Genomic DNA, 22,062 nt, shown 5'->3' with positions numbered 1-22,062 from the left:
GGGTGAGGGTTGCTTTTGCCAATGACCGGATTTGCCGCCAATTTTTTCGACTAGGTGAATATCGCCGATGCACATAGATTTTTCCAGCGCCTTTGCCATGTCGTATAGGGTAAGGGCCGCGACCGAGACGGCGGTCAGAGCCTCCATTTCTACGCCGGTTTCAGACTTTGTTTTGACGGTGGCGTCAATGCGATAGCCGGGTAGATCGCTATCGGGCTCTATATTGACTTCTATTTTCTTAAGAGGCAACGGATGACAAAGCGGAATGAGCATGGACGTTTGTTTGGCGGCCATAATGCCAGCGAGCCTGGCGGTACCGATGACATCTCCTTTGGGCGCATTGCCAGATTGGATAGCTGCTAGCGTTGCCGCCCGCATAGCGATCGATCCGGTCGCCGTAGCCTGCCGCACATTGGTCGCCTTCGTCGAAACATCTACCATTTGGGCTTGCCCTTGACTGTCTAGATGGGTGAGTGCTGGGCCGTTAGCTGGCTCGGTATCTGGGCTCATATCTGGTTTTGTCATGACGAAAATAATATGGAGTTTGGGCCGCTAGGATACGCTGGTCTTGTGCTAATATTAAAACCCGATGTGGGCCTGTAGCTCAGTGGACTAGAGCACGTGGCTACGAACTACGGTGTCGGGAGTTCAAATCTCTCCAGGCTCGCTTACAGAAAAAACGGTGATGGATTTTCAACAATCTGTCGCCGTTTTTTTGTTTTTTACTGACTTTTGGAACCCTATCTTTGAGCTGCCTATCGGGTGATGCTCTTCACTTAATCGCCTTCACTTGATGGCATAGACGTCACGGCCACCGTTGAGAGCAAAGCGGATTGAATGAGCAATATCTTTGCTAGAAGTGGTGATGAAAATAATCAGACCCAGTGAAGTCATCAAGCCAGCGATCGCAAAGACAATCGCGTAGCTGCCAGTGTAGTCGGCGATGCTCCCCATCAGAGGTCCGGCTAAGGCAATGCCTAGATCGAATCCTGTCATGCACAGGCCGAAGGTCAGACCCCGCTGATTAGGCTGCGATCGATCGGCCATGAGAGCGGCGATGATAGGAATGGTAGTGCCGCTGCCTGCGCCTTGGAACAGTCCTGCGAGCAGCAGCGTCTCTGGCGTATCAGATAGCCACAGCGTAAACATTGAAAGGGTGTAGCAGAAGATACCTAGACTGATAAATCGGCCTCTGCCAAGGCGATCGCTAGCCCTGCCGGTGAGCGTGCGAATAGAGAAAGAGGCGATCGCACTTGCCGTATAAATCAGTCCAATATTGAATGCCCATCCCTGGTCTTGCACATACAAAGGCACGAAGGTAACTAAAGAGCCGAAGGCAATCCCCACCATTAGTAGAATCAGCGCTGGAATCCGAATGGGCGGCGTCAGCAGCAGGCTCCAGAAAGGAGTATTCTCAGGCCGAATGCTTTTTTGAACGGCGGTTCCTTCGGTCTGTTCTAGCTGCAGCGTGTCTACTCGGGCGGGCTCTTTCGCGGATAAAACGCACAGCGTTCCAATGCTTCCCATCCCTGTCATCGTCAGAAAAGCCAGCACAAAACTGCCGGATAGATAGCCGCCTAGTGCCGGGCCTAGGGCCATACCGACCGGACTAGCAAGGCTCATCGTACTGATTAGCTCACCGCGATGCTGAGGCGGGGCCAAATCGGCCACTGCCGCTGTATACGCTGTCGAAAATGCCGCGACACTGAGGCCATGAAACATCCGTACTAGACCTAGCAAAACGGTGACGCTTTTAATTTGCCAGCCCAGGATGGGCAGTACCCAGATTGTCTGGGGCAATAGCCCGACCGCCAGATACAAAGCGGGGGCGATCGCAATCACCAAAACACCCGTCAGCAGCGCTGGCTTGCGGCCTACTTGGTCGGTCAGTCTGGCCATGCGCGGGCGAAAAAACAGCAGGCCGACGGCAAAAGATGCCATCACCCAGCCAATTTCCTGATTGCTAGCGCCAAAGCTGCCCACGTACAGAGCCAGATTGGGAATCATGCCCGCCAATCCGCCCCAAAAGCATAGCGAGGCACAAAAGAAGATAATTAAGTTGCGTTGAAGCTCTGGTTCTAACTTGCGAAATGCGTTCAAATGACTGCCCTGGTAAGTATGAGTGGTGATAGATGTTGTGGCCTGTGATCGTAGATATTTGAAAGATGAGCAAATCTTCTAGTCGCGCGCCGGGTAGCGATCTGATCGAAAGGACGGCAGTCTTCGATCAGACTGGCAAATATCGATATTGCCTGGGCAGACGGTGGCAACCGGGGGGCAGCTCTGTCGCGTTTGTCATGCTCAATCCCAGTCAGGCGGATGCTAGTCGTGATGACCCTACGCTGAGGGCCTGCACGCAGTTTGCTCAGCGCTGGCAGTACGCAGCGCTTGAGGTTGTGAACTTATTTGGCTATCGCACGCCACATCCGGCGCAATTAAAGCAGGCATTAAATCAGGCAGAAGATCCCATTGGAGATCAGAACGATCGCTATCTGCTGCAGACTGTGGAGGAAGCGGATCAAGTAGTCTTAGCTTGGGGCAATTGGGGCAGTTTGGCGGGGCGCGATCGCACCATTTTGACGCTTCTAACGCCGCATTGGGCGAAGCTCACCTACCTCCAGCTCAACCGCTCTGGTCAACCGCGCCATCCGCTGTACATCAGCCGCAGCGTCTTACCCCAACGGTACCCAGTTCCCCGCCACTTGATTAGCTGAATCGCCCACGACTTTTGTCATTACCCACTCACTTAGCAAAGCGTTGACCTCGGCTGGCGCATCGTCGTGGGGGCAGTGCCCCGCGTTGATGTGATGCTCCTCTAGATTTGCGTAGTGCTTTTGAAACAATTCGCCGCGACTGTAGGTATTCATCCAGGGGTCGGCATCTCCCCAAATCAACAGAAGTGGACAGCGCATCTGTGAGAGCAAAACGTCTACATACTCGCCTCGTTCTGCTTTGAACAAGGCAGCAAATGCCGCAGGCGCTTCGGGATCGGTGGCTGGCCTGTAGACATCTTCAACCAGTTGTTCAGTGACTTCTTCTTTGTTCACATACACCTGCTCTAACGTTCTGCGGATATATGACTTTTTGCGGACAAACTGGAAAACAACCCAGCTCGGTAAAGGTGAGAGCACAACGGTCTTAACCATCTGCCCAATTGCCGCCCTAAAAGGATTAGGTGCTTGGTCCGACTGCTGCTCGCTAAAAGCCCCCACGCCGTTGAGCATACAGACGCCCACGACCTCTGCTGGGCAGGTTGCGCCCGTGTACAGGCTGCTGTAGCCCCCGATAGAATTACCGGCGACAACGACAGGCTTGCCGACGATATCTTTGATGAAACTCGAAATTTGATCGCGCCAGAGCTGAGGACTGTAGCCACTACTAGGTTTGGACGAGCGGCCAAATCCGATTAGATCAAGCGCATACACCTCGAACTGGTCCTGTAGCCCAGAGATATTTTTTCTCCAGTGGTCAGTTGATGCGCCGAAGCCGTGGATGAATAGCAGTGGCGGTCTTTCTGGGTGGTCAGACCTAAGCGCCTCTCCAGCATGTACATAGTGGATTCGGTAGCCAGCCCAAGTCCAGTAGGCACCATTGTGGGCCGGTGGAACAGCGTAAGGAACAGCAGAGGTGACGGGTTCGGGAGCGGTAGCAACCATGAGAACTGTAAAGAAAAGTAAATGTCTTTATGTTTAGTCTATCGTGGTCAATAGAAGACTGCTGTCATAGGCATATTTTTGGCTTTATCTCTATCTTTGGAGCGATCGCATGAGGCTATCTCTGATCAAACCGCGCCGTGCAAAAATCAGCCCTACCGTTACCTGGTTCGAACGGGTAATGGCGATGATTGCATTGGTCAATCTTGTTTTGGTTCTATTTGATCTTAGCTACATTCGCTTTCGCGATCTGTATCTAGAGGTAATACCAAACGCCACAATCTGGTATGGAGAAAAGCTGAAAGGAATTGAGCCGGAGCGAACAACGACGGCCTATTTAGCCGTAGTCGATCAGCTATCGGCGCGGGTTGCAGATGGCGTCGATACGCCCGCCGAACAGTTGAGTGTAGATAGGCTATTAGCTCAGCTAAGAGAGCAAAGCGTGGCCATGATCGATGAAGACCCCTTTGCTGTTGCCAACAAGTCTGGCACCTTAGAGCAGATCAAGAATGAGATGCGCGATCGCATGGACGAAGACTCATCTAAAGCTGCTTTTAGTGAATTTTGGCAAGGTGAACCAGTGTCTAATAGCGATTCGGACTTATCCGAAAGCATTGCTTTTTTTGACGAAGAAATCAGACCGCTAATGGAGACTAACTACTATCGCGGCATTAATGAACGTGGCAATCCCATCGATTTGTTTTGGCGAATAGACATTTGGTTCATGGCCTTATTTGCCGCCGAATTCTTGGCTCGAACCTATGTGCTGAGCCGTCGTCGCTTTGGCACTAGCTGGCTAGATGCCATGCTGTGGCGGGTATATGACGTGCCGATGTTTCTGGGCTTTTGGCGCTGGCTGCGGATTATCCCAGTCACCGTGCGACTACATCGGGCCCGCTGGATAGATCTAGAGCCCGCTCGTAACCGCGTCAGCCGGGCGATAGTCAGCCAGTTTGCCGTAGAGCTAACTGAGATCGTGCTACTGCGAACAATCGATCAGATGCAAAGACTGATCCGTGAAGGGGCAATTAGCCGCTGGCTTTTGACGGCGACAGATCGCAATCAGTACGTCGATATCAACGGCGTCGATGAAGTGCAAACCATCGCTAAGCATCTGTCTGATACGGTGGTCTACCAAGTCTTGCCGAAGGTAAAGCCTGAGCTAGATGCGCTTTTGCAGCACAGCGTAGTCAGCGCTTTGCATCAGGCTCCGGCCTATCAAGGACTGAGCGTGATGCCAGGCTTTGAAGGATTTACCAGCCAAATTTCCGGGCAGATAGTTGCTGAGCTATCTAAAACCTTGAACTCGGCTTTGCAGAGCGCCCTAGCTGATGAGAAAGGGGGCGAGCTCGCCGGTAATCTGGTGGCGAGCTTCGGCAATCAACTGCGGAGTGAACTGCGCCAAGAAGAGACATTGGCTGAAATTCGCACTCTGGTCGTAGACCTGCTCGAAGAAATCAAGATCAACTATGTAGATCGGCTCGCTGCCGAAGAAGCCGATCAGTTAGAGGCATCTCGCTATCGGCTGTATGAAGCGACTGGGCGATCGCGTCGACCCATCCCACCCTCTTCTATGTAACGCGATGGATCAAACACTGTAGAAAGAACACTACAGAAGATCGAAGGTACTAAAACCGCGCCTTTCGCAATCCATGCGCTAGACTATGTTTTACGCAGTTTCTACATTTGGCTGGGTCAGCAGCGGTTTGATAGCCGACTTGATAGCCATTAGCCAAGACAAGCAACTGCTTCAGAGTTAGTCAACGCCTGCGGTTGACTATTTGTCTGGCCTAATTCGTCTGGTCCATTCGGACCGCTGCGAAAAGTGGGAGCTTCTCTAGGAGCCCGCTTTTTTTATTGGTTGTTTTTTGCTGATTGTTTTCCCTAGGATTTTGTCCTCTGGGCCGTTTTATGACGCATCCTTTAATTCCTCAGGTTATTGAGCTGGCCGCGCCGATTGCCAACCAGGTTGGTTTAGAGATTGTCGATGCGGTATTTCAAACCAATCAAAGCCCACCTATTTTGCGTGTAGACGTACGCAATCCCGCTCAGGAAGACACTGGCCTAGACGACTGCGAACGGCTAAGTGTGGCGCTGATTGAGGCTCTAGATGAATCCGAGCTGATCCCAGATGCCTATGTGCTCGAAGTATCTAGCCCAGGCGTGTCTGATATTCTGTCGAGCGATCGCGACTTCCAAGTCTTCAAAGGCTTCCCAGTTGAAGTCAAGCTCAGCGAGCCCCACAAAAACAAGCTGGTTTGGCAAGGCAGTTTAGTGGGCCGCGACGAAGAGAAACTATCGCTCACTCTTAAAGGCAGACCCATTAAAATCCCTAGATCCTTAGTGCAGTCTGTGCAGCTCAGTACTGAAGAGGCTTGAAATCTACAGACAGTCGGTTAAACAGTTTTGGTATCTACTAGCGTTGGTATCTACTGGCGTTAGTCACGATAGAGCGAAGCTAAGCACAATCAACGTTATTTATATCCTTTAGAGAGGTCATCTTCAATGTCAATGGTACAGTTGCCCGGTTTGCAAGACATGATAAAGAGCATCAGCCAGCAGCGAAATCTGCCGGAGTCAGCCGTGGAGCTAGCCCTGCAAGAAGCTCTACTAAAAGGCTACGAACGCTATCGTCGAACCCAAGAGATGAACGCTCAGTTCGATGAAGAATACTTCGATAACTTTGATGTGCAGTTAGACGTAGAAGAAGAAGGCTTCCGAGTGCTAGCCGAGAAAACTATCGTTGAAGATGTCGAAAATGTCGATCATCAGATTGGGCTAAGGGCCGTACAAGAAGTTGCCCCTGAAGCTTTAGCTGGAGACCAGGTAGTACTAGACGTTACCCCAGAGAAGAAGGAAGACTTTGGCCGTATGGCTGCGATCCAAACCAAACAGGTACTAGCCCAAAAGCTACGCGATCAGCAGCGCCGTCTGATTCAAGAGGAATTTCAAGATCTAGAAGGTTCGATTTTGAATGCCAGAGTGCTGCGGTTTGAGCGGCAGTCTGTGATCATGGCCGTTAGCAGCGGCATTGGTCAGCCCGATACCGAAGCCGAACTGCTAAAGCGCGACCAGCTACCCAACGATAACTACCGCGCCAATGCTACTTTTCGCGTTGCGCTTAAGCGGGTTTCAGAAGGATCTCATCGAGGTCCGCAGCTTCTGGTGTCCAGGTCCGATGCTAGCCTAGTGGTTGAGCTGTTTTCTAACGAAGTTCCTGAGATTGAAGACGAAGTCGTCAGAATCGTGGCGGTTGCGCGCGAGGCAAATCCGCCTTCTCGCTCGGTAGGGCCTCGGACGAAGATCGCCGTTGATACCGCTGAAAGTGATGTCGATCCAGTCGGTGCCTGTATTGGTGCTAGGGGCTCGCGAATTCAAGTAGTGGTCAATGAGCTACGCGGTGAAAAGATAGATGTGATCCGCTGGTCGCCCGATCCCTCTACCTACATCTCCAATGGTCTGAGCCCAGCGCGAGTAGATGAAGTTCGCCTGATGGATTCTGAAGGTCGACAGGCCCATGTATTAGTTCCTGAAGATCAGCTGAGCTTAGCGATTGGTAAAGAAGGCCAGAACGTTCGCCTAGCGGCGCGGCTGACCGGCTGGAAGATAGACATCAAAGATTCGGCTAAGTATGACTACGAGGCTGAAAACCAGAAGATGGCTGAAATTGCTGAAACGAGAAGGCTAGCAGCCGAAGAAGCCGAAAGGCTGGCGGCAGAAGAGGCCGCAGAAATTGCAGAGGCAGAAGAATGGCGAGCAAAAGCTAGAGCGGTGGCCGAAGAGAAAAAGCTGGCGGCTGAGGCGGCTGAAGCGGGAATTGATGTGGAGGAGCTAAGAGCTATCCGGGCAGCTACGCAAGCTGCGGAAGCAGCAGCACAGGCGGAATCGGCAGAGGCGACTGCGGCAGATTATGAAGCGGCTGGGTATGAAAGCGACGGTCTGTATGCTGAAGAGGTAGCGCCAGCTAGTGTCGAAGAGACAGGGGTAGTCTCAGAAGAGTCGGCAGCAGAGGCAGTCTCTGAAGAAAGTGAGGTAGAAGCTGCGATCGCCGATTCGCAAGCAGACGCTGAGCCTATCGTTGAGGTTGCTGACGCTGTTGAAGCAGACGCTGTTGAAGCAGACGCTGTTGAAGCAGAGTAGATGCCAAAGGACGGTAGAGAGAAATGGCAGAGAAAAATCATCGTCTGTGTGTGAGCTGCCGGCAGACGGCTCACCGCAATCATTTATGGCGAGTAGTCCGCACCTACCCCCACCGTAAAATACAGCTAGACTATGGGATAGGGCGCTCTGCTTACCTTTGTCCTAACGCTAACTGTCTTGGCGCTGCCAAGAAGAAAAACCGCTTAGCCAAAGCGCTAAGAACAGCAGTCCCGTCCGAAATCTATCAAACCTTAGAAAACAGACTGCAAAGCCAGTCATCAGGCAAATTAGGATAACGCTAGCCCACATTACGGAATGTATTGATTAGAATAAGTGCTCGCCAATCAAGCACGAGAGCATGAGTCAAAGTACATTGCTGTATTAAAGTTATAGAGCAGCAACCGCTTTACTCTATGCTTTTGATTTATGCTAAAGGGCCAAGCGTGTTGATTCGATAAGGGCAAAAGGTCTTATGTAAAACACATTCGTCAAGTCAGGTCTTAAGAGGATAAGGATGAACAAAGGCAAAGTGAGAATTTATGAGCTTTCAAAGGATTTAGAACTAGAAAACAAGGATATTTTGGCGATCGCGAAAAATTTGAATATTGCGGTCAAAAGCCATAGCAGCACGATTTCCGATGAAGATGCCGATCAGATTAGAAAAGTGGCAACTTCATCTGACTATAAGCCCGCCAGCCGCGCCGCGCGTCCTTCCAAAGTCAATAAGCCTACTCGCAGCCCCGGTGCCAAACCAGTAGCCAAGCCCGTTCGTCCTCGCGAGCAGCAGATCTTAGAAATTCGCCGCTATCCTAAGCCAGCGACGCCGCCTGACGCGAATCGTTCAGCCTCATCCTCATCGGCTTCGTCAGCTAAGCCTAGTAGCTCTGCCGCCAAGCCAGCTGCGCCTAAAGCTCCAACGCTATCGGCCCCACCGCCTAGGCCGGGCAGTAGCGCCACCGTTGCTAGCAGCTCGTCTGCTGACCCGTCTGCCGATAGTGCTAATAATGTGGCTACGCCAGTTGCGCCAGCCGCTCCGCCGCGCGAAGTTTCTAAGCCAGCCGCACCGTCGCCAGAGCGGATCGTTACGACTTCTGGGGCTACTCGCCCAGATCAGCTCAAGCCCCGTTTGGTCGCGCCACCTTCACGCCCTGCAAACAAGCCTGCTGCAGACAGAAGCGATGACGACGATAGAAGCAGCCGGGTGGCTCGGCCTGTTTTGAAACGCGATCGCAGTGGTTCTGGCCGCTCTGATGAGGATGCTCCTAGAGAGTCTCGTCCGGGTCGCCCTCGGCTAGATGGGGGTGGAGACAACGGCTCATCTGCGCCGCCCGCGCCTAAAAAGCCCGTCTTGGAACTGCGGCGTCCGGTCTCTAGAAAGACGGCAGTTGAGAGCACTGATACCGATGAAGAAACCGACGGTGATGACGATCAGTCGTTTGCCGATCCGACGCTAGAGCTGCGCCGGCCTAGTGCGCCTCGTCCTCCTAAGCGACGCGATCGCACTGCTGGAGAAGAAGAGGAAGAAGAAATTCGGCCCAAGAAGGTCACTAAGACCAAGCGTCAGCGGGTCATCATTGACGACGACGATGACTTTGAAGACCTAGAGTCAGCTAGCACCGATGTTTCACAAGAGCAGATGAGCATCTCGCTGATGCGTCCGCCCAAACCCAAAGGGCAGCGTCAGGCGAAACCTGCGCCGACTACCAAAAAGTCAAAGCAGCGGACGCCTTCTCGTCGTGAACGCCGCGAGCGTAGACAGGAGGCCGTGCCTGAGAAGCCGGAGATGATCGTCTTGACAGGTGGAATCAGCGTCCACGATCTAGCCGAGCAGCTCGCAGTTCCTCAGACCGACATCATCAAGCTGCTGTTCTTTAAAGGAATCGCAACCAACGTCAACCAGACTTTAGACATGCCGACCGCTGAAATGGTGGCTACTGAGTTTGATGTCGAAGCGGTCACCGCTGAAGAAGCGCCGGAGGCTCGCAAAGTCACCGAGATGATTGACGATGCCGACTTCGACAACCTGGTAGCTCGTCCGCCTGTGGTCACCATTATGGGCCACGTAGACCACGGCAAAACCAGTCTGCTCGACTACATCCGTCAGGCCAAGGTCACAGAAGGTGAAGCCGGTGGTATCACGCAACATATCGGTGCTTATCACGTCGATCTAAAGTCCAACCCCAACAGCGATCGCAAGTCTGGCCAAATTGTCTTTCTAGATACGCCGGGTCACGAAGCTTTTACCGCGATGCGAGCGCGGGGTACGCGGGTTACTGACATTGCGATTCTGGTCGTGGCTGCCGATGACGGTGTCAGGCCACAGACAATTGAGGCCATTAGCCACGCTAAGGCCGCAGGCGTGCCGATTGTGGTTGCTATCAACAAAATCGACAAAGAAGCCGCCAACCCCGATCGAGTCAAGCAAGAGCTGATGGAATATGAGCTAGTGCCTGAAGAATATGGCGGTGACACCATTATGGTGCCAGTCAGTGCGATTACCGGCGAGAACGTAGACACCATCCTAGAGATGTTGCTGCTAGTCGCTGAAGTCGAGGACTTGCAGGCCAACCCTGAGCGTCTAGCTCGCGGTACCGTGATCGAGGCGCACCTAGACAAAGCGCGTGGCCCAGTGGCGACGCTGCTAGTTCAAAACGGCACGCTGAAGATCGGCGACGCCTTTGCGGCAGGCCCTGTCTTTGGCCGGGTCAAAGCCATGGTGGACGATCGCGGCCATCGCTCTGAAGCGGTGAATCCTTCTTTTGCGGTGGAGGTGCTAGGTCTAAACGACGTGCCGCCAGCGGGTGAAGAGTTCGAGGTGTATTCAGAAGAGCGCGATGCCCGTGCGGCTGCCGATGAAAAGGCAATTGAGCAGCGTCAGTCTCGCCTAGCGCAGACAATGGCGTCTCGCCGAGTTACGCTCAACTCTCTATCTGAGCAGGCCAAGGAAGGTGAGCTCAAGGAATTGAATTTAATCCTCAAAGCAGACGTACAGGGTTCTTTGGAAGCGATTCTAGGTTCCTTGCAGCAGCTGCCTCAAAATGAGGTGCAAATTCGGGTGCTGATGGCTGCGCCAGGTGAAATCAGTGAGACTGATGTCGATTTGGCGGCAGCTAGCGGCGCGGTGATTATTGGCTTCAACACGACGGTTTCAAACAGTGCCCGCCTAGAAGCCGACAATATGGGCGTGGACATCCAAGACTACGACATCATCTACAAGCTGTTAGAAGATATCGAAGGCGCGATGGAAGGTCTGCTAGAGCCCGAGCTGGTTGAAGAGCCACTGGGTCAGGTAGAAGTTCGCGCGGTCTTCCCAGTTCGGAAAGGTACAGTGGCTGGCTGCTACGTGCTCTCTGGCAAGGTAACTCGCAACTGCCGAGTCCGAGTGACTAGGGGAAGTGAAGTTGTCTACGAAGGCAACCTCGATTCGCTGAAGCGGATGAAGGACGATGCTAAAGAGGTCAATGCTGGCTTTGAGTGTGGTATCGCGGTTGGCGGCTTTAATAACTGGAAGGAAGGCGATATCATTGACGCCTTCAAGATGGTGTCGCAGCGACGGACGTTAGCGCGGGCGTAAAGCGTCTGCATGGCGATGATTGAGTTGCAGCAAAATCGCTATCTTTGGGTACATTTTGCCGGTCTGGCGTTTGTACCCCTGCTGCTAGACGTTTGCTTAGCAGGGCTTGCTTCGGCGGGGCCTGCTTTGCCTTTTGGATGGCAGTTTTGGGCGATCGCACTGCTCGGTATTCTCCCAGCTCTAGCGATGCAGTGGCTCAAGCCCTTTTATATCTTTAGCCTGCCGCCATCGGCGCTAAGGCCCGCTGCTCTCACCGAAGACCAGCGGCGTTGCCTACAGATCTTTAAGTCTTGGCAAATCAAAGCGCTAGCTGTCCTAGTCGCTGCCTTTTCGCTGTGGCTGCTGGTGAAAATCTATGTGATGCTGCCGCAGGTTAGTCCGATGCTGAAGCCTAGGGCTGGTTTGTTCTGGGGTGCGATCGCGTTTTTCATCGCCTCTACATTTATGCAAATTTCGGTTAGTGCTGGTAGAGCGCTGCTGATTGGCCCAGATGCTTTGAAGCGGGTGCCTGCGGTTGAGGAAGGTGCGATCGCCACCGACTTTCTCATTCTAGGGATTAGACTCAACAAACTTTTACCTGAATCTGCTCCTCTCGAATCGAAAGAACTTGAATTAGAAGAAAAAGAATCAAAGGACATTAAACTAGAAGAACAATTAAAAGAACCAGAAATAGATGAACCAAAAATAGAAGCGCCGGAAATAGAAGAGTTAAAACCAGAAGAATCAGAAGAAGACTCTGATAAACCGACCCAAGCAGTGCATGAGTCGACTACATCAGAAATTGAGCCAAACTCAGTTTTGCTAGAGTCAGAAGCCCTAAGCGAAGAGATTCCAGAAAATACAGAACCTACTGACGAATCGGACGAACCGACAGAAGTTCTAGAATCAACAGTGGATAAACCAGCACTAGATGAAGATGATGAAATAGAGGTTATCATTCCTGAAAAGCTTCCGCCTGAACCAGAAGAAGATTTTCCGACTACAGAATGAATAGAAAACTCTCTATTAAGGTTATTGATACAGCAATTTGCCGTACCGGTTCTTCACTTCAGCTATCCTAGCTGGCCGGTAGCTCTATCCAAAAACGACTGCCCTCCCCTACCGTAGAGTCCACTCCACAGCAACCGCCTAGCCGGACGATTCCACGCTGTACGATAGCGAGTCCAAACCCTGTACCCGGATAGGACTCGCGACCGTGTAAGCGCTCAAATGGCTTAAAGATCCGAGCCTGATCCTCTTCGTTGATGCCAATGCCATTATCTTGGAAAAACCAGCGAACGGTTTGTTGATTCTTTTCTGCCCCGATATAAACTCTCGGCGAGTTGCCTGGTTCGACGTACTTCAGCGCATTATTCAACAGATTGATAGCCATCCTTTCTAGAATTAAAGAGAATCCAACAACAACAGGTAGATTCGGCTGAACTTCAATGCTAGCCCCACTGCTCTCAATGTTAGAGCGCAGAGCATGGAGCGTGTTATCGACAACAGTTTGCAGTGAAACTGGGCCGACTGAAAACTCGGTGCGGCTCATCCGGCTGTAGTCCAACAGCGTCTTCAGCAATAAGTCCATCTCAATAGCAGTCGATCTGATCCGATGTAGATACGTTTGACCAATCTCGTCGAGGCGATCGCCATAGTCTTCTATGAGAACTTCTGATAGGCTCTGAAGCCCTCGCAAAGGTGCGGTGAGATCGTGGGAAGCGGATGAGGAAAAGAACTCTAGCTCTTGATTTGCCGTCTCTAGCGCTTGAGCTTTCTCTAGAAGCTGCTGCTGCTGCTCTTCGGCTTGCGCCCGAAGCTGTCTAATCTGTAGCTGATGGCGTACCCGAGCCAGCACTTCAGGAATCTGAAAGGGCTTAGATACATAGTCAGCGCCACCAGCATCGAATGCTTTTACCTTGTCGATCGGGTCATCTAGGGCGCTCAAAAAGATGATAGGAATATCTTGTGTTTGCTCATTAGCTTTAAGCTGACGGCAAACTTCGTACCCATCCATACCTGGCATACGAATATCTAGCAAGATCAAGTCAGGCGGGTCGAACTGCGCTACCTGAATCGCTAGCTGTCCACTTAGTACGCGGCGTAGTTCATAGCTTTGACGACTCAAGGTATCGGAGAGCAGCTGTAAGTTCTCAGGCTGATCGTCAACGATCAAGATATCGCCAATCGTTCGCAAATCGCGGGCCGAAGTCATGTATTAAGATTGAACATTATCAAACGAGTATACGGGGTAGCACTAGGTAGATTACAAGCTCCTTTTGGCTGAGATTAGCTTTTGGTCAGGGCTAACGCGATAGCGGTTCAACTAGCTGCTGTAGTAAGTCAAATCGGAGCTGTTCTAAACAGGCTCGCAGTGAATCGGCGAGGGCTTTCGATGATAGCTGCTGGGTTAGCTGTTCTATCCGGCTCTCTCTAGCGCCTAGGACCGCACGATGGAAGTCAGTTTGCCAATCTCTGGGTTGGGCTAGCAACTGCGATCGCAATGCTGCCATCTGTTCTGGTTCTGTCGGCAGGACTACCGCTGGCAATGTATCGATAGCCGTGGCGCTACTATCTTTGTCTGCATATTGGTAGCGAACGCCCATATGGTCGGCCATTTTCTCAAAAATAACATTGATTTTGAAGGGTTTGGATATATAGTCATCAAACCCAAGATTGACTAAATCGCTGCGAAAGTGATCGATCACAGAAGCACTCAGCGCGATGATCACCGGGGGAGAAGTAGAGTCGGTAGCCGCTTGCTCGGCGCGAATCTGCTGAGCTGCCTCGTATCCATTCATCTTAGGCATGTACAGATCCATCCAAATGCAGTCAGGATGCCATTGCCGCCAGATGTCTACGGCCTCTTTACCATTGTTAGCAGTTCGGACATCAAAGCCTACAGTCGTCAGCAGAGAGACTAGCAATTGTCGATTCTCAACCACATCTTCGACGACTAGAATCCGATAGTTTCTTTGATCTTTGGCTAGCGCCACAACTCGGCGTAGCGGCTGCTTTGGCGTGGTGAGATCGTTCGCTGTTCGCAAGCCCAGTTGAACTTGGCAAACAAACGATGAGCCTTGGCCCAGTTGAGAGTGTACTTTGATATCTCCGCCCATCAGCCGCGCATTTTGGCGACTAATCAAAAGCCCTAGCCCTGTACCTTCGTGTGCCTGGCGACCTGCCTCAGTCTGTTTGAAGGGCTCGAAGATAGTCTCGATATTCTCAGCTTTGATGCCACAGCCAGTATCATTCACCTCGAATTGAATGCAAGCAGTTTCAGGTATTCTGTCAGATGTGCTTGCGCCTTCTATCTCACTAGTTAGTTCTTCTTCTTGCGTCTCTGTTGGCTTTGCAACGGGCGATTCATCCGCTTCTGACAAGCGGGAAACGCTCAGTTTGACTTCTCCGTGGTTGGTGAACTTAATTGCATTGCCGACAAGATTGATCACCACTTGCTTGAGCTTGATCTCATCTCCCCATACATATTTAGGAACTTGAGGAGTTTGGTCTACCTTAAATAGGAGATTCCTATTGCTGGCTCGCAGCGTCAGCATCTCTCGTATCGACTTGATAAACTGATGCAGGTCAAAACAGCTCTCGTTCAGTCTGAGCTGCCCGGCCTCGATTCGAGAAGTTTCTAGAACGTCGTTAATCAGCGATAGCAAATGCTCGCCGCTACGGTTGATGATATTTAGACGATCACGCTGTTCAGGAGACAGTGATTCGTGATAGTGCAGCAGTTGGGTAAAGCCTAGAATCGCGTTGAGCGGCGTCCTCAGCTCATGGCTCATCTTTGCTAGAAACTGGCTCTTCGCCTGACTGGCAATATGCGCTCTGCTAGCAGCTTGTTTTAGCGATGCTTGAGAGAATTCTAGCGCCGCTAATAGCAACGTCGAACGCAGCTCTTGCGCGGCGGCGACTTCATTACTTTGCCAAGGGAGCGATTGACCATGTACTGATTCTTTCCAGCGCTCGAACGACTGACGCGGCGTCAGATTCAAGCTGCCGTCTTCAGCGACAGTCGATGGCTTTGAGGGGTCGCCACCCCATTCGACTGATTGAACTAGCTCGGGCCTAAACCACAGCACGTGGTAAGAAGATTGAGATAAAAAGATGGAGATACTAAGCAATCCACAAGCACAGTTCTGTTCAGGCTCAGGCAGCACAAAATCTTGTACAAGCGAGTGGGTACAGTAAACCTCCTGTCGCTTCTGTACTAGCCACGTTGCTAGCGCTTGAACGCTCTCGGCAGCAGGAGTATCCCCTATTAACGTTAACCGGTCGTTATGATCGTTAAAGACAACAGCCGCACCCGTGGCGCGAACTAGCGCTAATAGCGACTGCTGGTGCCGCCTGAGCGCAGAGTCGATTGCATAGGCAAGAGGCGATCGCGTCAACGTCTGTCGAATCTGCTGCTGAATGCTACGAACCTCTGCTAGATAGTGCTTTTCTATCAGCGTCTGCTGACGAAATAGCTCTAGAGAAGCTATCTGTCCAAGCAGCTCGCAGGCATTGCGGACTTCTAAGCTCACTGATCTAGTCTGACAGTGATGGCAAGCGATCAAGCCCCACAGCCGGTTCTCTACGATTAGCGAAATTGACATCGCCGCCCGCACGCCCATGTTCTGTAGATACTCTATGTGCATCGGCGATACACTTCTTAGCACGGCTGAGCTTAGATCGAGTGGACTGTGCGTCAGCGGATGCCGCTCTGGAACGATCCTAACTGGCTCGTACTCGACATCAGGAATTGTCCGCGACCAGTTCTGAAGGTAGAGTTCACGGGCCTGGGACGGAATATCAGTCGCCGGATACCTTAGACCAAGAAAGCTGGAGCCTTTTAATGACGATGCTACTGTCTCTGCAATGACCGTACCGCTGTAGTCGGTGGCGAACTGATACACCATGACCCGATCAAATCCGGTTAAGTCGGATACCGCCTGCGCGATCTGATCGGTCAGCGCTGTTAGACTATCTGCCGTTTGAAACTGTCTAACTTTTTGGTGCAGCTTAGCGGATAGATCGTCAGATTCTGCATCTTCATGCTTTGCAGTAGAAGCCGCTATGGTATCCGCTTCTAGAACAAGCTCTAGAATGACGGCATCTGCACTCACATGCAAAAGCCCACGCAATGAGGATATCGGCTTTTCTTTTTCTACCACGCTAGTTTGTCTAGCAGCACTAGATAAGACTACTAACCCTAGAGAGATAGACTTGCTTTGTTCAGAAGATGGTTCAGACGTTTGTAGCGCTTGCTGAATAGCTCGACACTGCTGTTCTTCTACTATGTGACTAAGGGGCTGACCTAGTAATTCGGACGGTTCTAAGCCTAGAAAAGATTCAACGTTTTCACTTACCTGCAAAATATCTAAGGTCTTTTCCGCTAGCACTAGCAGCAGTCCATGGGGCTGAATCTGGCCTGGAATACGAATGGGCTCGCGATCGCAGTTTGTCAGCGTGACTTCGACCGACACTGCTGAGTTAGTCGTATTGGCAGGAGATGATAAAGCAGGCAGGTGATCAGACATAGAAGACTTGTCTTAAGCTGTTGAACTTGATCGCTGATATCGGGTTGTTTATATCCTTCATTGGACTAGGCCGGGCAGTCATCGTCACTGATAGATTACATATTACATAGTGTTAGATTACATGGTGTACCGAGGCTGACCGATTTAAAATAACGTGTCTACGTGAGGTAGCGTTAATAAATAAATGACCTTTTTAGATTATTAGCTTTTAGATTATTAACAGTTTTGCATCTATGTCAGCAAAGGCTGCAATTTACCAATGTATAAGGCTCGCCTTCAGACCATCCTATTGATAGATGACAATCCCAACGATCGCCTAATCGTAAAACGCGAGCTTAACCGCGAGTTTGAAGACATCGCTATACAAGAAATCATCGATCAAAAGCAGTTTGACCTAGCGTTAGGGAAAGCAGATTTTGACTTTGTTATTACTGATTTTCAGCTAGGTTGGTCAAATGGACTAAAGACGCTGAGCGCCATCAAAGAACGTCTGCCTGAGTGTCCTGTCATTATGTTCACCAATACGGGCACGCAGGAGATTGCTGTTGAGGCGATGAAGTCCGGCCTGGATGATTATGTGATTAAGGCCCCACAGCATTTTGTCCGCCTCCGTCAGGCGGTGCGCTCTGCCTGGCGAAAGTTCCAAACTCAGCGCAAAGCCACTGAGCTAGAGCAGCAGCTTCAGTCTTTGCTCAATCAGTTAGATATTGGGATCTTTACAGCCAATCAATCAGGGCAGTTGCTTGAGGCGAATGCGGCTACGCTCAACATGCTAGGAATAGAGTCGATAGAGGCAGCGCAGCTAGCATTAGGCCAAGGACTTGCTGCTGCCGATCGCCCCATTAGGGTTCCTTACACTCGCGAAATTGAGCTAACCCCGCTTAGTGAATCTTCTAGAGTTGAACGGTCGCTATGGCTAAAGATAATCGCCACACCTAGCCAGGTCAATGACAAAGTGATTATCAACGGCCTAATTGAAGATATCTCAGCGAAAAAGCAAGCAGAGCAAGCGCTAAATCAGCTAAATCAGACCCTGGAATTGCAGGTAGAACAGCGTACTGAGCAGCTAGCAGGAATCAATAGGGAGTTAGAGCTATTTGCCTATTCTGTCTCTCATGACTTGCGGACGCCTATAAGACAGATTAGGGGGTTTGCAGACTTACTTGGAGAAACGCTCAGCCAGTCTAGCCAGTTTGACATTGGCCAAAACGAAGCAGGTAAGCGGGCGGGGAACTATCTCGAAGTCATCTTGGACTTAGCTGATCGAGCAAATATAATGATTGACGCTTTGCTAGAGTTTTCTCGGACCGGACGCGCTGAGATGGTCTACGAGCCCGTAGATATGGACAAAGTTGTGCAGCAGTTAGTCTCTCAAGCAGCCGACAACATGCCAGAGCGCAGTGTTCACTGGCGTATTTCACCGCTACCAACGGTCATTTGCGATCGCACACTGATAGTCACCGTTTGGCAAAATTTAATCGACAACGCGCTCAAGTTCACGCAAAGCCGGACAGATACTCACATTCGTATCGGCACTACGACAGGTGATTTAAAGATGGGTGATTTAGAACCTTCTACGCAGACGCTACCAGAAAAGATTGTCTTTTTTATCGAAGATAATGGCATCGGCTTTGACGCTAAACAGAGCGAGCGGATGTTTGGCATGTTTCAAAAAGCACACAGTGATGAAGTCATTGAGGGCACGGGCATTGGACTAGCGAGCGTTAAGCGTATAGTGGCTCGTCATCGAGGCGACGTATGGGCTGAGGGTCTAGTGAGTGAAGGGGCTACTTTCTACTTCTCTTTACCAATTGCTTCTGCCGCGCGAAGGTAAGTGAAATGCATCTATCCAAAGAGATAAGACCTGTGTCCGCACGGAGCGCGCGCTGAGGTATGGCTCTGTACAAAAGCTCATGCATATCTCTATAGATTGTCAGAGGTCTTAGATTGGGGATAGTTATTCGACCAAAACGCTAGTATAGTATTTTGTAATAAAAGTAAAAAATCTAAGGTTTTAATACCCACACAATAGCAAGTGTGTTTTCGATGGGGATATGGATCAGTTATCGACTGGCTTTGAGCGACTGCGGTTTTTACTACTAGAAGACGACGCTGCTGATGCCGAGCTTATTAGTACGCTGCTCACCAAAGCGCAGATGGACTGTGAGTTCACGCGAGTTGAAACCGAATCTGAGTTTCGTTCAATACTAGAATCTGAGCATATCAGCTTGATATTAGCAGACTATTCGCTTCCTACCTTTGACGGTCTTAGCGCTATCAAAATTGCTCAAGACATCCGCCCAGATATTCCATGCATCTTAGTATCAGCCGTCCTAGGTGAAGAGAGAGCCGTAGAAGCCCTCAAGGCGGGAGCAACAGACTATATCGTTAAACAGCGCTTGGAGCTATTAGCTCCGGCTGTTGAAAGAGCAGTTAGAGAACAAGAAGAGAGACAAGCACTTCGACTAGCAACGCTTGAGAGAGAAGAAAGTGAGAAGCGTTTTCATACGCTGACTCAAACCATGGCAGACCCTCTTGCTGTGGTTGTTGCTAACAGAGAGGACGGCATTGTTAGAGACTTTACCATCACTTATCTCAATAAGGCTGCCTGTAATTATCTTTCTATCTCTGTAGAAGAGGCTATCGATAAATCTATATACGCTGCCGTTCCAGCCTTTAGAGACGCAAAAGTAGGAGAGGGTAATATCGACTTTTTGAACCAGCTTTCTAGCGTTCTAGTCACAGGTCGCCCTCTAGAAAAGGAAGTCATATTGGAGGGGCACGAGTCGGTCGCTCAGAAAGTTGTTATAGATTTGCGGGCTGCCAAGCTAAACGATGGCCTTGTCCTGACATGGCGTGATGTCACCGAGAAATATCAAACCGCGCAGCAGCGTCAGCAGCTCTTGGCTGAGGCTGAAGCTGCGCGTAATGAGGCGGAACAAGCCAATCAATTCAAAGATGATTTCTTATCAACCGTCTCTCATGAGCTGAGGTCTCCACTTTCAGTGATTAAAGGCTGGGTAGGTCTTACGGAAGTTCAACCTGAAGCGGATATGGTGCCAAAAGCCTTCAAGGTGATCGAAAAGAACACAGTACTGCTAGAAAATCTCATTGAAGATCTTCTAGACGTTTCACGTATTAGAAAGGGGAAGCTTTCGTTTACTCCAGAGCTCCTGTCTTTCGAACAGATAGGGCAAATAGTTGCTTGTGCCATAGAGGCGCTAAGCATAGTCGCTATCACAAAACAGCTCCAAATCTCATTTCATACTCAGTCTCTACCTATACGGGCAGGTAGTATGACCTCTAAAGAGGAAAAGTCGTCTGAAGAGATAGCTGATAAACCACCCTCTCTAGAAGGCGACTTGCTATCGAACTATGTAATGGCCGATGGTGTCAGGCTACAGCAGGTCATCCGAAATTTACTCTCGAATGCCATCAAATTTACTCCCGAGAAAGGCTCGATAGATATTTCCTTGAGCGGTGAAGAAGATACACTCTCAATTTCAGTCAAAGACACAGGCAAAGGACTAAAGGAGACAGAGATCCCCCATCTTTTTGAGCGCTTTTGGCAAGCACGAGACACTCCATCAGAGAAGAGTCAACGAACAAAAGGACTGGGTATAGGACTTTCGATTTCTCACTACATCATGGGCCTTCATTATGGCAGCATCAGAGCGCAGAGTGCAGGAGTCGGGAAAGGAAGCACCTTTACAATTGAGCTGCCAACGCTATCTTCAGAGGCAATGTCAGTTCTATATTCGCAGGAAGAGAGTAGTAATACTCCATCTGAGTTAGGCATTAGTGACCAAAGGTCTCAAGAGAGGGATGATTCCCTCCTTCAGGGAGTAAAAGTGTTAGTGGTAGAAGACTATATAGATGCGCTAGATATGTATAAGTTGATGCTAGAGACATACGGCGCGCAGGTCAGCGTTGCGACCACCGTTGAATCAGCCATGGAGGCTTTTGAAAGCTGCCAGCCAGATGTTCTCGTTAGCGACATCAGCCTCCCTGACTCGGATGGGTATGCGCTGCTCAGAAAGATCCGCGCTCGAAGGGCTGAAGACGGGGGTGATGTACCTGCGATCGCCCTGACTGCCTTCATAGAAAGTCAATACAGAGCCAAAGCACTCCTAGCAGGTTTTCAGATGCATATTGCCAAGCCTATTGGACTAAAAGATATTGCAGAAGTCGTCGCTCAACTGACGCAGCGAACTCCCCATTGAAGCTTGAATCTGAAGCCCAGTGACTGACACTATGAACGACACTACATGAGCAGAGCCTGAGAACTAACTGTGTTCTCTCTTCTAGACTCTTCTATCTTTTCTCAGATACCTCTTAATTGACTCTCACGAGCTGGCCGCTGAGCAATGGCATTCTTAGATCAATGAAACAAACGCATTGATTCCAAAGGAGCCAACTCATGAAAAACCTAATCTTCTCTACTCTCGCATTGACCGCTGCTGCCCTAACTTTTGCACCTGTTGCTAACGCTACTGAAATCACCTCTTCTTCTATTCAGCAACGCCGTCTAGAGTTTCTTGATACCCAGACTAAAGCAGTGGAAAATATCCAAAAAGCTCGCTTGGAGCATCTAGACACTCAAACCAAAGCTATTGAAAGCGTTCAAGATGCTCGTCTAGAGTTTCTCGACAGTCAGACTAAAGCAGTAGACAACATCCAAAAAACTCGTTTGGGGCATCTAGACACTCAAACCAAGGCCATTGAAAACATTCAAGATGCTCGCCTCGAATTTCTAGATAGTCAGACCAAAGCAGTGGGTAATATCCAAAAGGTTCGTCTAGAGCACTTAGACAGCCAGACCAAGGCCATTGAAAACATTCAAGATGCTCGCCTCGAATTTCTAGATACCCAAACCAAGGCCATTGAAAACGTTCAAGATGCTCGTCTAGATAGCCTTGATGCTCGCACCAAGTAATACTCCCTTAATTGAAGACTGGTCTCAAAAGCTAGTCTGAGCAGCTGGGTGCATCCCACTTATGCAGAGCTATCGAGCCCTCATCCCCTAACCCCTTGCTCCCGTAGAGCTTGCTTTTCTCGTAGAGTGGGGAGAAGGGGAACCGGATTCAAAGTCTTTCTCCCATCGGGAGAGGGATTTAGGGTGAGGGCGAGCAAATGACTTACGAAAGTGGGATGCACCCTTCAATTTTCTCTTAGAACCTCTTAG

At 50.4% G+C, this 22,062-nt stretch carries 15 protein-coding genes and 1 tRNA gene; 11 read left to right on the top strand and 5 right to left on the bottom strand.

Annotated features, from left to right (window positions below; genetic code table 11):
• On the bottom strand, positions 1 to 525 hold a 525-nt coding region (gene moaC / locus IQ256_RS08590; protein ID WP_193855121.1), incomplete at its 3' end, for a cyclic pyranopterin monophosphate synthase MoaC.
• A gap of 68 nt (positions 526 to 593) precedes the next feature.
• Here moaC and IQ256_RS08585 point away from each other — a divergent pair.
• Positions 594 to 667: transfer RNA gene (locus IQ256_RS08585), tRNA-Arg, on the top strand.
• Between the two features lie 119 nt (positions 668 to 786).
• On the opposite strand, the gene IQ256_RS08580 is transcribed toward IQ256_RS08585, so the two are convergent.
• Positions 787 to 2,100, bottom strand: a complete 1,314-nt coding sequence (locus IQ256_RS08580; RefSeq protein WP_193855120.1) for an MFS transporter — start codon at positions 2,098 to 2,100, stop codon at positions 787 to 789.
• A 65-nt stretch (positions 2,101 to 2,165) separates the two neighbouring features.
• Here IQ256_RS08580 and IQ256_RS08575 point away from each other — a divergent pair, with 65 nt between their 5' ends.
• Positions 2,166 to 2,714, top strand: coding sequence for a DUF1643 domain-containing protein (locus IQ256_RS08575; RefSeq protein WP_228024693.1), 549 nt, complete (start codon positions 2,166 to 2,168; stop codon positions 2,712 to 2,714).
• Here the strand turns inward: IQ256_RS08575 and IQ256_RS08570 are convergent.
• Positions 2,673 to 3,656, bottom strand: coding sequence for an alpha/beta fold hydrolase (locus IQ256_RS08570; RefSeq protein ID WP_193855119.1), 984 nt, complete (start codon positions 3,654 to 3,656; stop codon positions 2,673 to 2,675). The genes IQ256_RS08575 and IQ256_RS08570 overlap by 42 nt on opposite strands.
• 109 nt (positions 3,657 to 3,765) lie before the next feature.
• On the opposite strand from IQ256_RS08570, the gene IQ256_RS08565 reads away from it, so the two are divergent.
• From IQ256_RS08565 to IQ256_RS08540, 6 genes are all read left to right on the top strand, one after another.
• Positions 3,766 to 5,232 (top strand): hypothetical protein, encoded by a 1,467-nt coding sequence (locus IQ256_RS08565; protein ID WP_193855118.1) that lies wholly within the window; start codon positions 3,766 to 3,768, stop codon positions 5,230 to 5,232.
• A gap of 332 nt (positions 5,233 to 5,564) precedes the next feature.
• Positions 5,565 to 6,032, top strand: a complete 468-nt coding sequence (gene rimP / locus IQ256_RS08560; protein ID WP_193855117.1) for a ribosome maturation factor RimP — start codon at positions 5,565 to 5,567, stop codon at positions 6,030 to 6,032.
• A gap of 126 nt (positions 6,033 to 6,158) precedes the next feature.
• Complete coding sequence (gene nusA, locus IQ256_RS08555) at positions 6,159 to 7,793, top strand: transcription termination factor NusA (protein ID WP_228024692.1); 1,635 nt, start codon at positions 6,159 to 6,161, stop codon at positions 7,791 to 7,793.
• Positions 7,794 to 7,816: 23 nt separating this feature from the next.
• Positions 7,817 to 8,089 carry a YlxR family protein gene (locus IQ256_RS08550; protein WP_193855116.1) on the top strand — a complete coding sequence of 91 codons (273 nt, stop codon included), beginning with the start codon at positions 7,817 to 7,819 and terminating at the stop codon, positions 8,087 to 8,089.
• A 218-nt stretch (positions 8,090 to 8,307) separates the two neighbouring features.
• The gene (infB, locus tag IQ256_RS08545) at positions 8,308 to 11,367 is read left to right on the top strand and encodes a translation initiation factor IF-2 (RefSeq protein WP_193855115.1); all 3,060 of its coding nucleotides are present in this window, start codon (positions 8,308 to 8,310) and stop codon (positions 11,365 to 11,367) included.
• A 15-nt stretch (positions 11,368 to 11,382) separates the two neighbouring features.
• Positions 11,383 to 12,357, top strand: a complete 975-nt coding sequence (locus IQ256_RS08540) for a low-complexity tail membrane protein (protein WP_193855114.1) — start codon at positions 11,383 to 11,385, stop codon at positions 12,355 to 12,357.
• 67 nt (positions 12,358 to 12,424) lie between these two features.
• On the opposite strand, the gene IQ256_RS08535 is transcribed toward IQ256_RS08540, so the two are convergent.
• Together IQ256_RS08535 and IQ256_RS08530 are read right to left on the bottom strand one after the other, a co-directional pair.
• Positions 12,425 to 13,561, bottom strand: a complete 1,137-nt coding sequence (locus IQ256_RS08535; protein WP_193855113.1) for a response regulator — start codon at positions 13,559 to 13,561, stop codon at positions 12,425 to 12,427.
• A 91-nt stretch (positions 13,562 to 13,652) separates the two neighbouring features.
• On the bottom strand, positions 13,653 to 16,877 hold the full coding sequence (locus IQ256_RS08530) for a response regulator (RefSeq protein ID WP_193855112.1): 3,225 nt from the start codon (positions 16,875 to 16,877) through the stop codon (positions 13,653 to 13,655).
• A gap of 259 nt (positions 16,878 to 17,136) precedes the next feature.
• Between IQ256_RS08530 and IQ256_RS08525 the strand changes: the two genes are divergently transcribed.
• The 3 genes from IQ256_RS08525 (at position 17,137) to IQ256_RS08515 (ending at position 21,813) form a co-directional block, all read left to right on the top strand.
• Positions 17,137 to 18,711 (top strand): hybrid sensor histidine kinase/response regulator, encoded by a 1,575-nt coding sequence (locus IQ256_RS08525; protein WP_193855111.1) that lies wholly within the window; start codon positions 17,137 to 17,139, stop codon positions 18,709 to 18,711.
• 220 nt (positions 18,712 to 18,931) lie between these two features.
• Positions 18,932 to 21,100, top strand: coding sequence for a response regulator (locus tag IQ256_RS08520; RefSeq protein ID WP_193855110.1), 2,169 nt, complete (start codon positions 18,932 to 18,934; stop codon positions 21,098 to 21,100).
• Between the two features lie 197 nt (positions 21,101 to 21,297).
• Positions 21,298 to 21,813 carry a hypothetical protein gene (locus IQ256_RS08515; RefSeq protein ID WP_193855109.1) on the top strand — a complete coding sequence of 172 codons (516 nt, stop codon included), beginning with the start codon at positions 21,298 to 21,300 and terminating at the stop codon, positions 21,811 to 21,813.
• Positions 21,814 to 22,062 lie beyond the last annotated feature (249 nt).

The sequence above is a fragment of the cf. Phormidesmis sp. LEGE 11477 genome, from assembly GCF_015207105.1.
Lineage (GTDB): Bacteria > Cyanobacteriota > Cyanobacteriia > Phormidesmidales > Phormidesmidaceae > Phormidesmis.
Note: the sequence above shows the minus strand (reverse complement) of the source record. Positions and strands in the feature narration are given on the sequence as shown.

What these genes read in the sequence shown, in the direction of transcription:
- IQ256_RS08575 (WP_228024693.1), top strand. Translation starts at nt 2,166, where the DNA reads ATGAGCAAATCTTCTAGTCGCGCGCCGGGTAGCGATCTGATCGAAAGG.
- IQ256_RS08570 (WP_193855119.1), bottom strand. Translation starts at nt 3,656, where the DNA reads ATGGTTGCTACCGCTCCCGAACCCGTCACCTCTGCTGTTCCTTACGCT.
- IQ256_RS08565 (WP_193855118.1), top strand. Translation starts at nt 3,766, where the DNA reads ATGAGGCTATCTCTGATCAAACCGCGCCGTGCAAAAATCAGCCCTACC.
- rimP (WP_193855117.1), top strand. Translation starts at nt 5,565, where the DNA reads ATGACGCATCCTTTAATTCCTCAGGTTATTGAGCTGGCCGCGCCGATT.
- nusA (WP_228024692.1), top strand. Translation starts at nt 6,159, where the DNA reads ATGTCAATGGTACAGTTGCCCGGTTTGCAAGACATGATAAAGAGCATC.
- IQ256_RS08550 (WP_193855116.1), top strand. Translation starts at nt 7,817, where the DNA reads ATGGCAGAGAAAAATCATCGTCTGTGTGTGAGCTGCCGGCAGACGGCT.
- infB (WP_193855115.1), top strand. Translation starts at nt 8,308, where the DNA reads ATGAACAAAGGCAAAGTGAGAATTTATGAGCTTTCAAAGGATTTAGAA.
- IQ256_RS08540 (WP_193855114.1), top strand. Translation starts at nt 11,383, where the DNA reads ATGATTGAGTTGCAGCAAAATCGCTATCTTTGGGTACATTTTGCCGGT.
- IQ256_RS08535 (WP_193855113.1), bottom strand. Translation starts at nt 13,561, where the DNA reads ATGACTTCGGCCCGCGATTTGCGAACGATTGGCGATATCTTGATCGTT.
- IQ256_RS08530 (WP_193855112.1), bottom strand. Translation starts at nt 16,877, where the DNA reads ATGTCTGATCACCTGCCTGCTTTATCATCTCCTGCCAATACGACTAAC.
- IQ256_RS08525 (WP_193855111.1), top strand. Translation starts at nt 17,137, where the DNA reads ATGTATAAGGCTCGCCTTCAGACCATCCTATTGATAGATGACAATCCC.
- IQ256_RS08520 (WP_193855110.1), top strand. Translation starts at nt 18,932, where the DNA reads ATGGATCAGTTATCGACTGGCTTTGAGCGACTGCGGTTTTTACTACTA.
- IQ256_RS08515 (WP_193855109.1), top strand. Translation starts at nt 21,298, where the DNA reads ATGAAAAACCTAATCTTCTCTACTCTCGCATTGACCGCTGCTGCCCTA.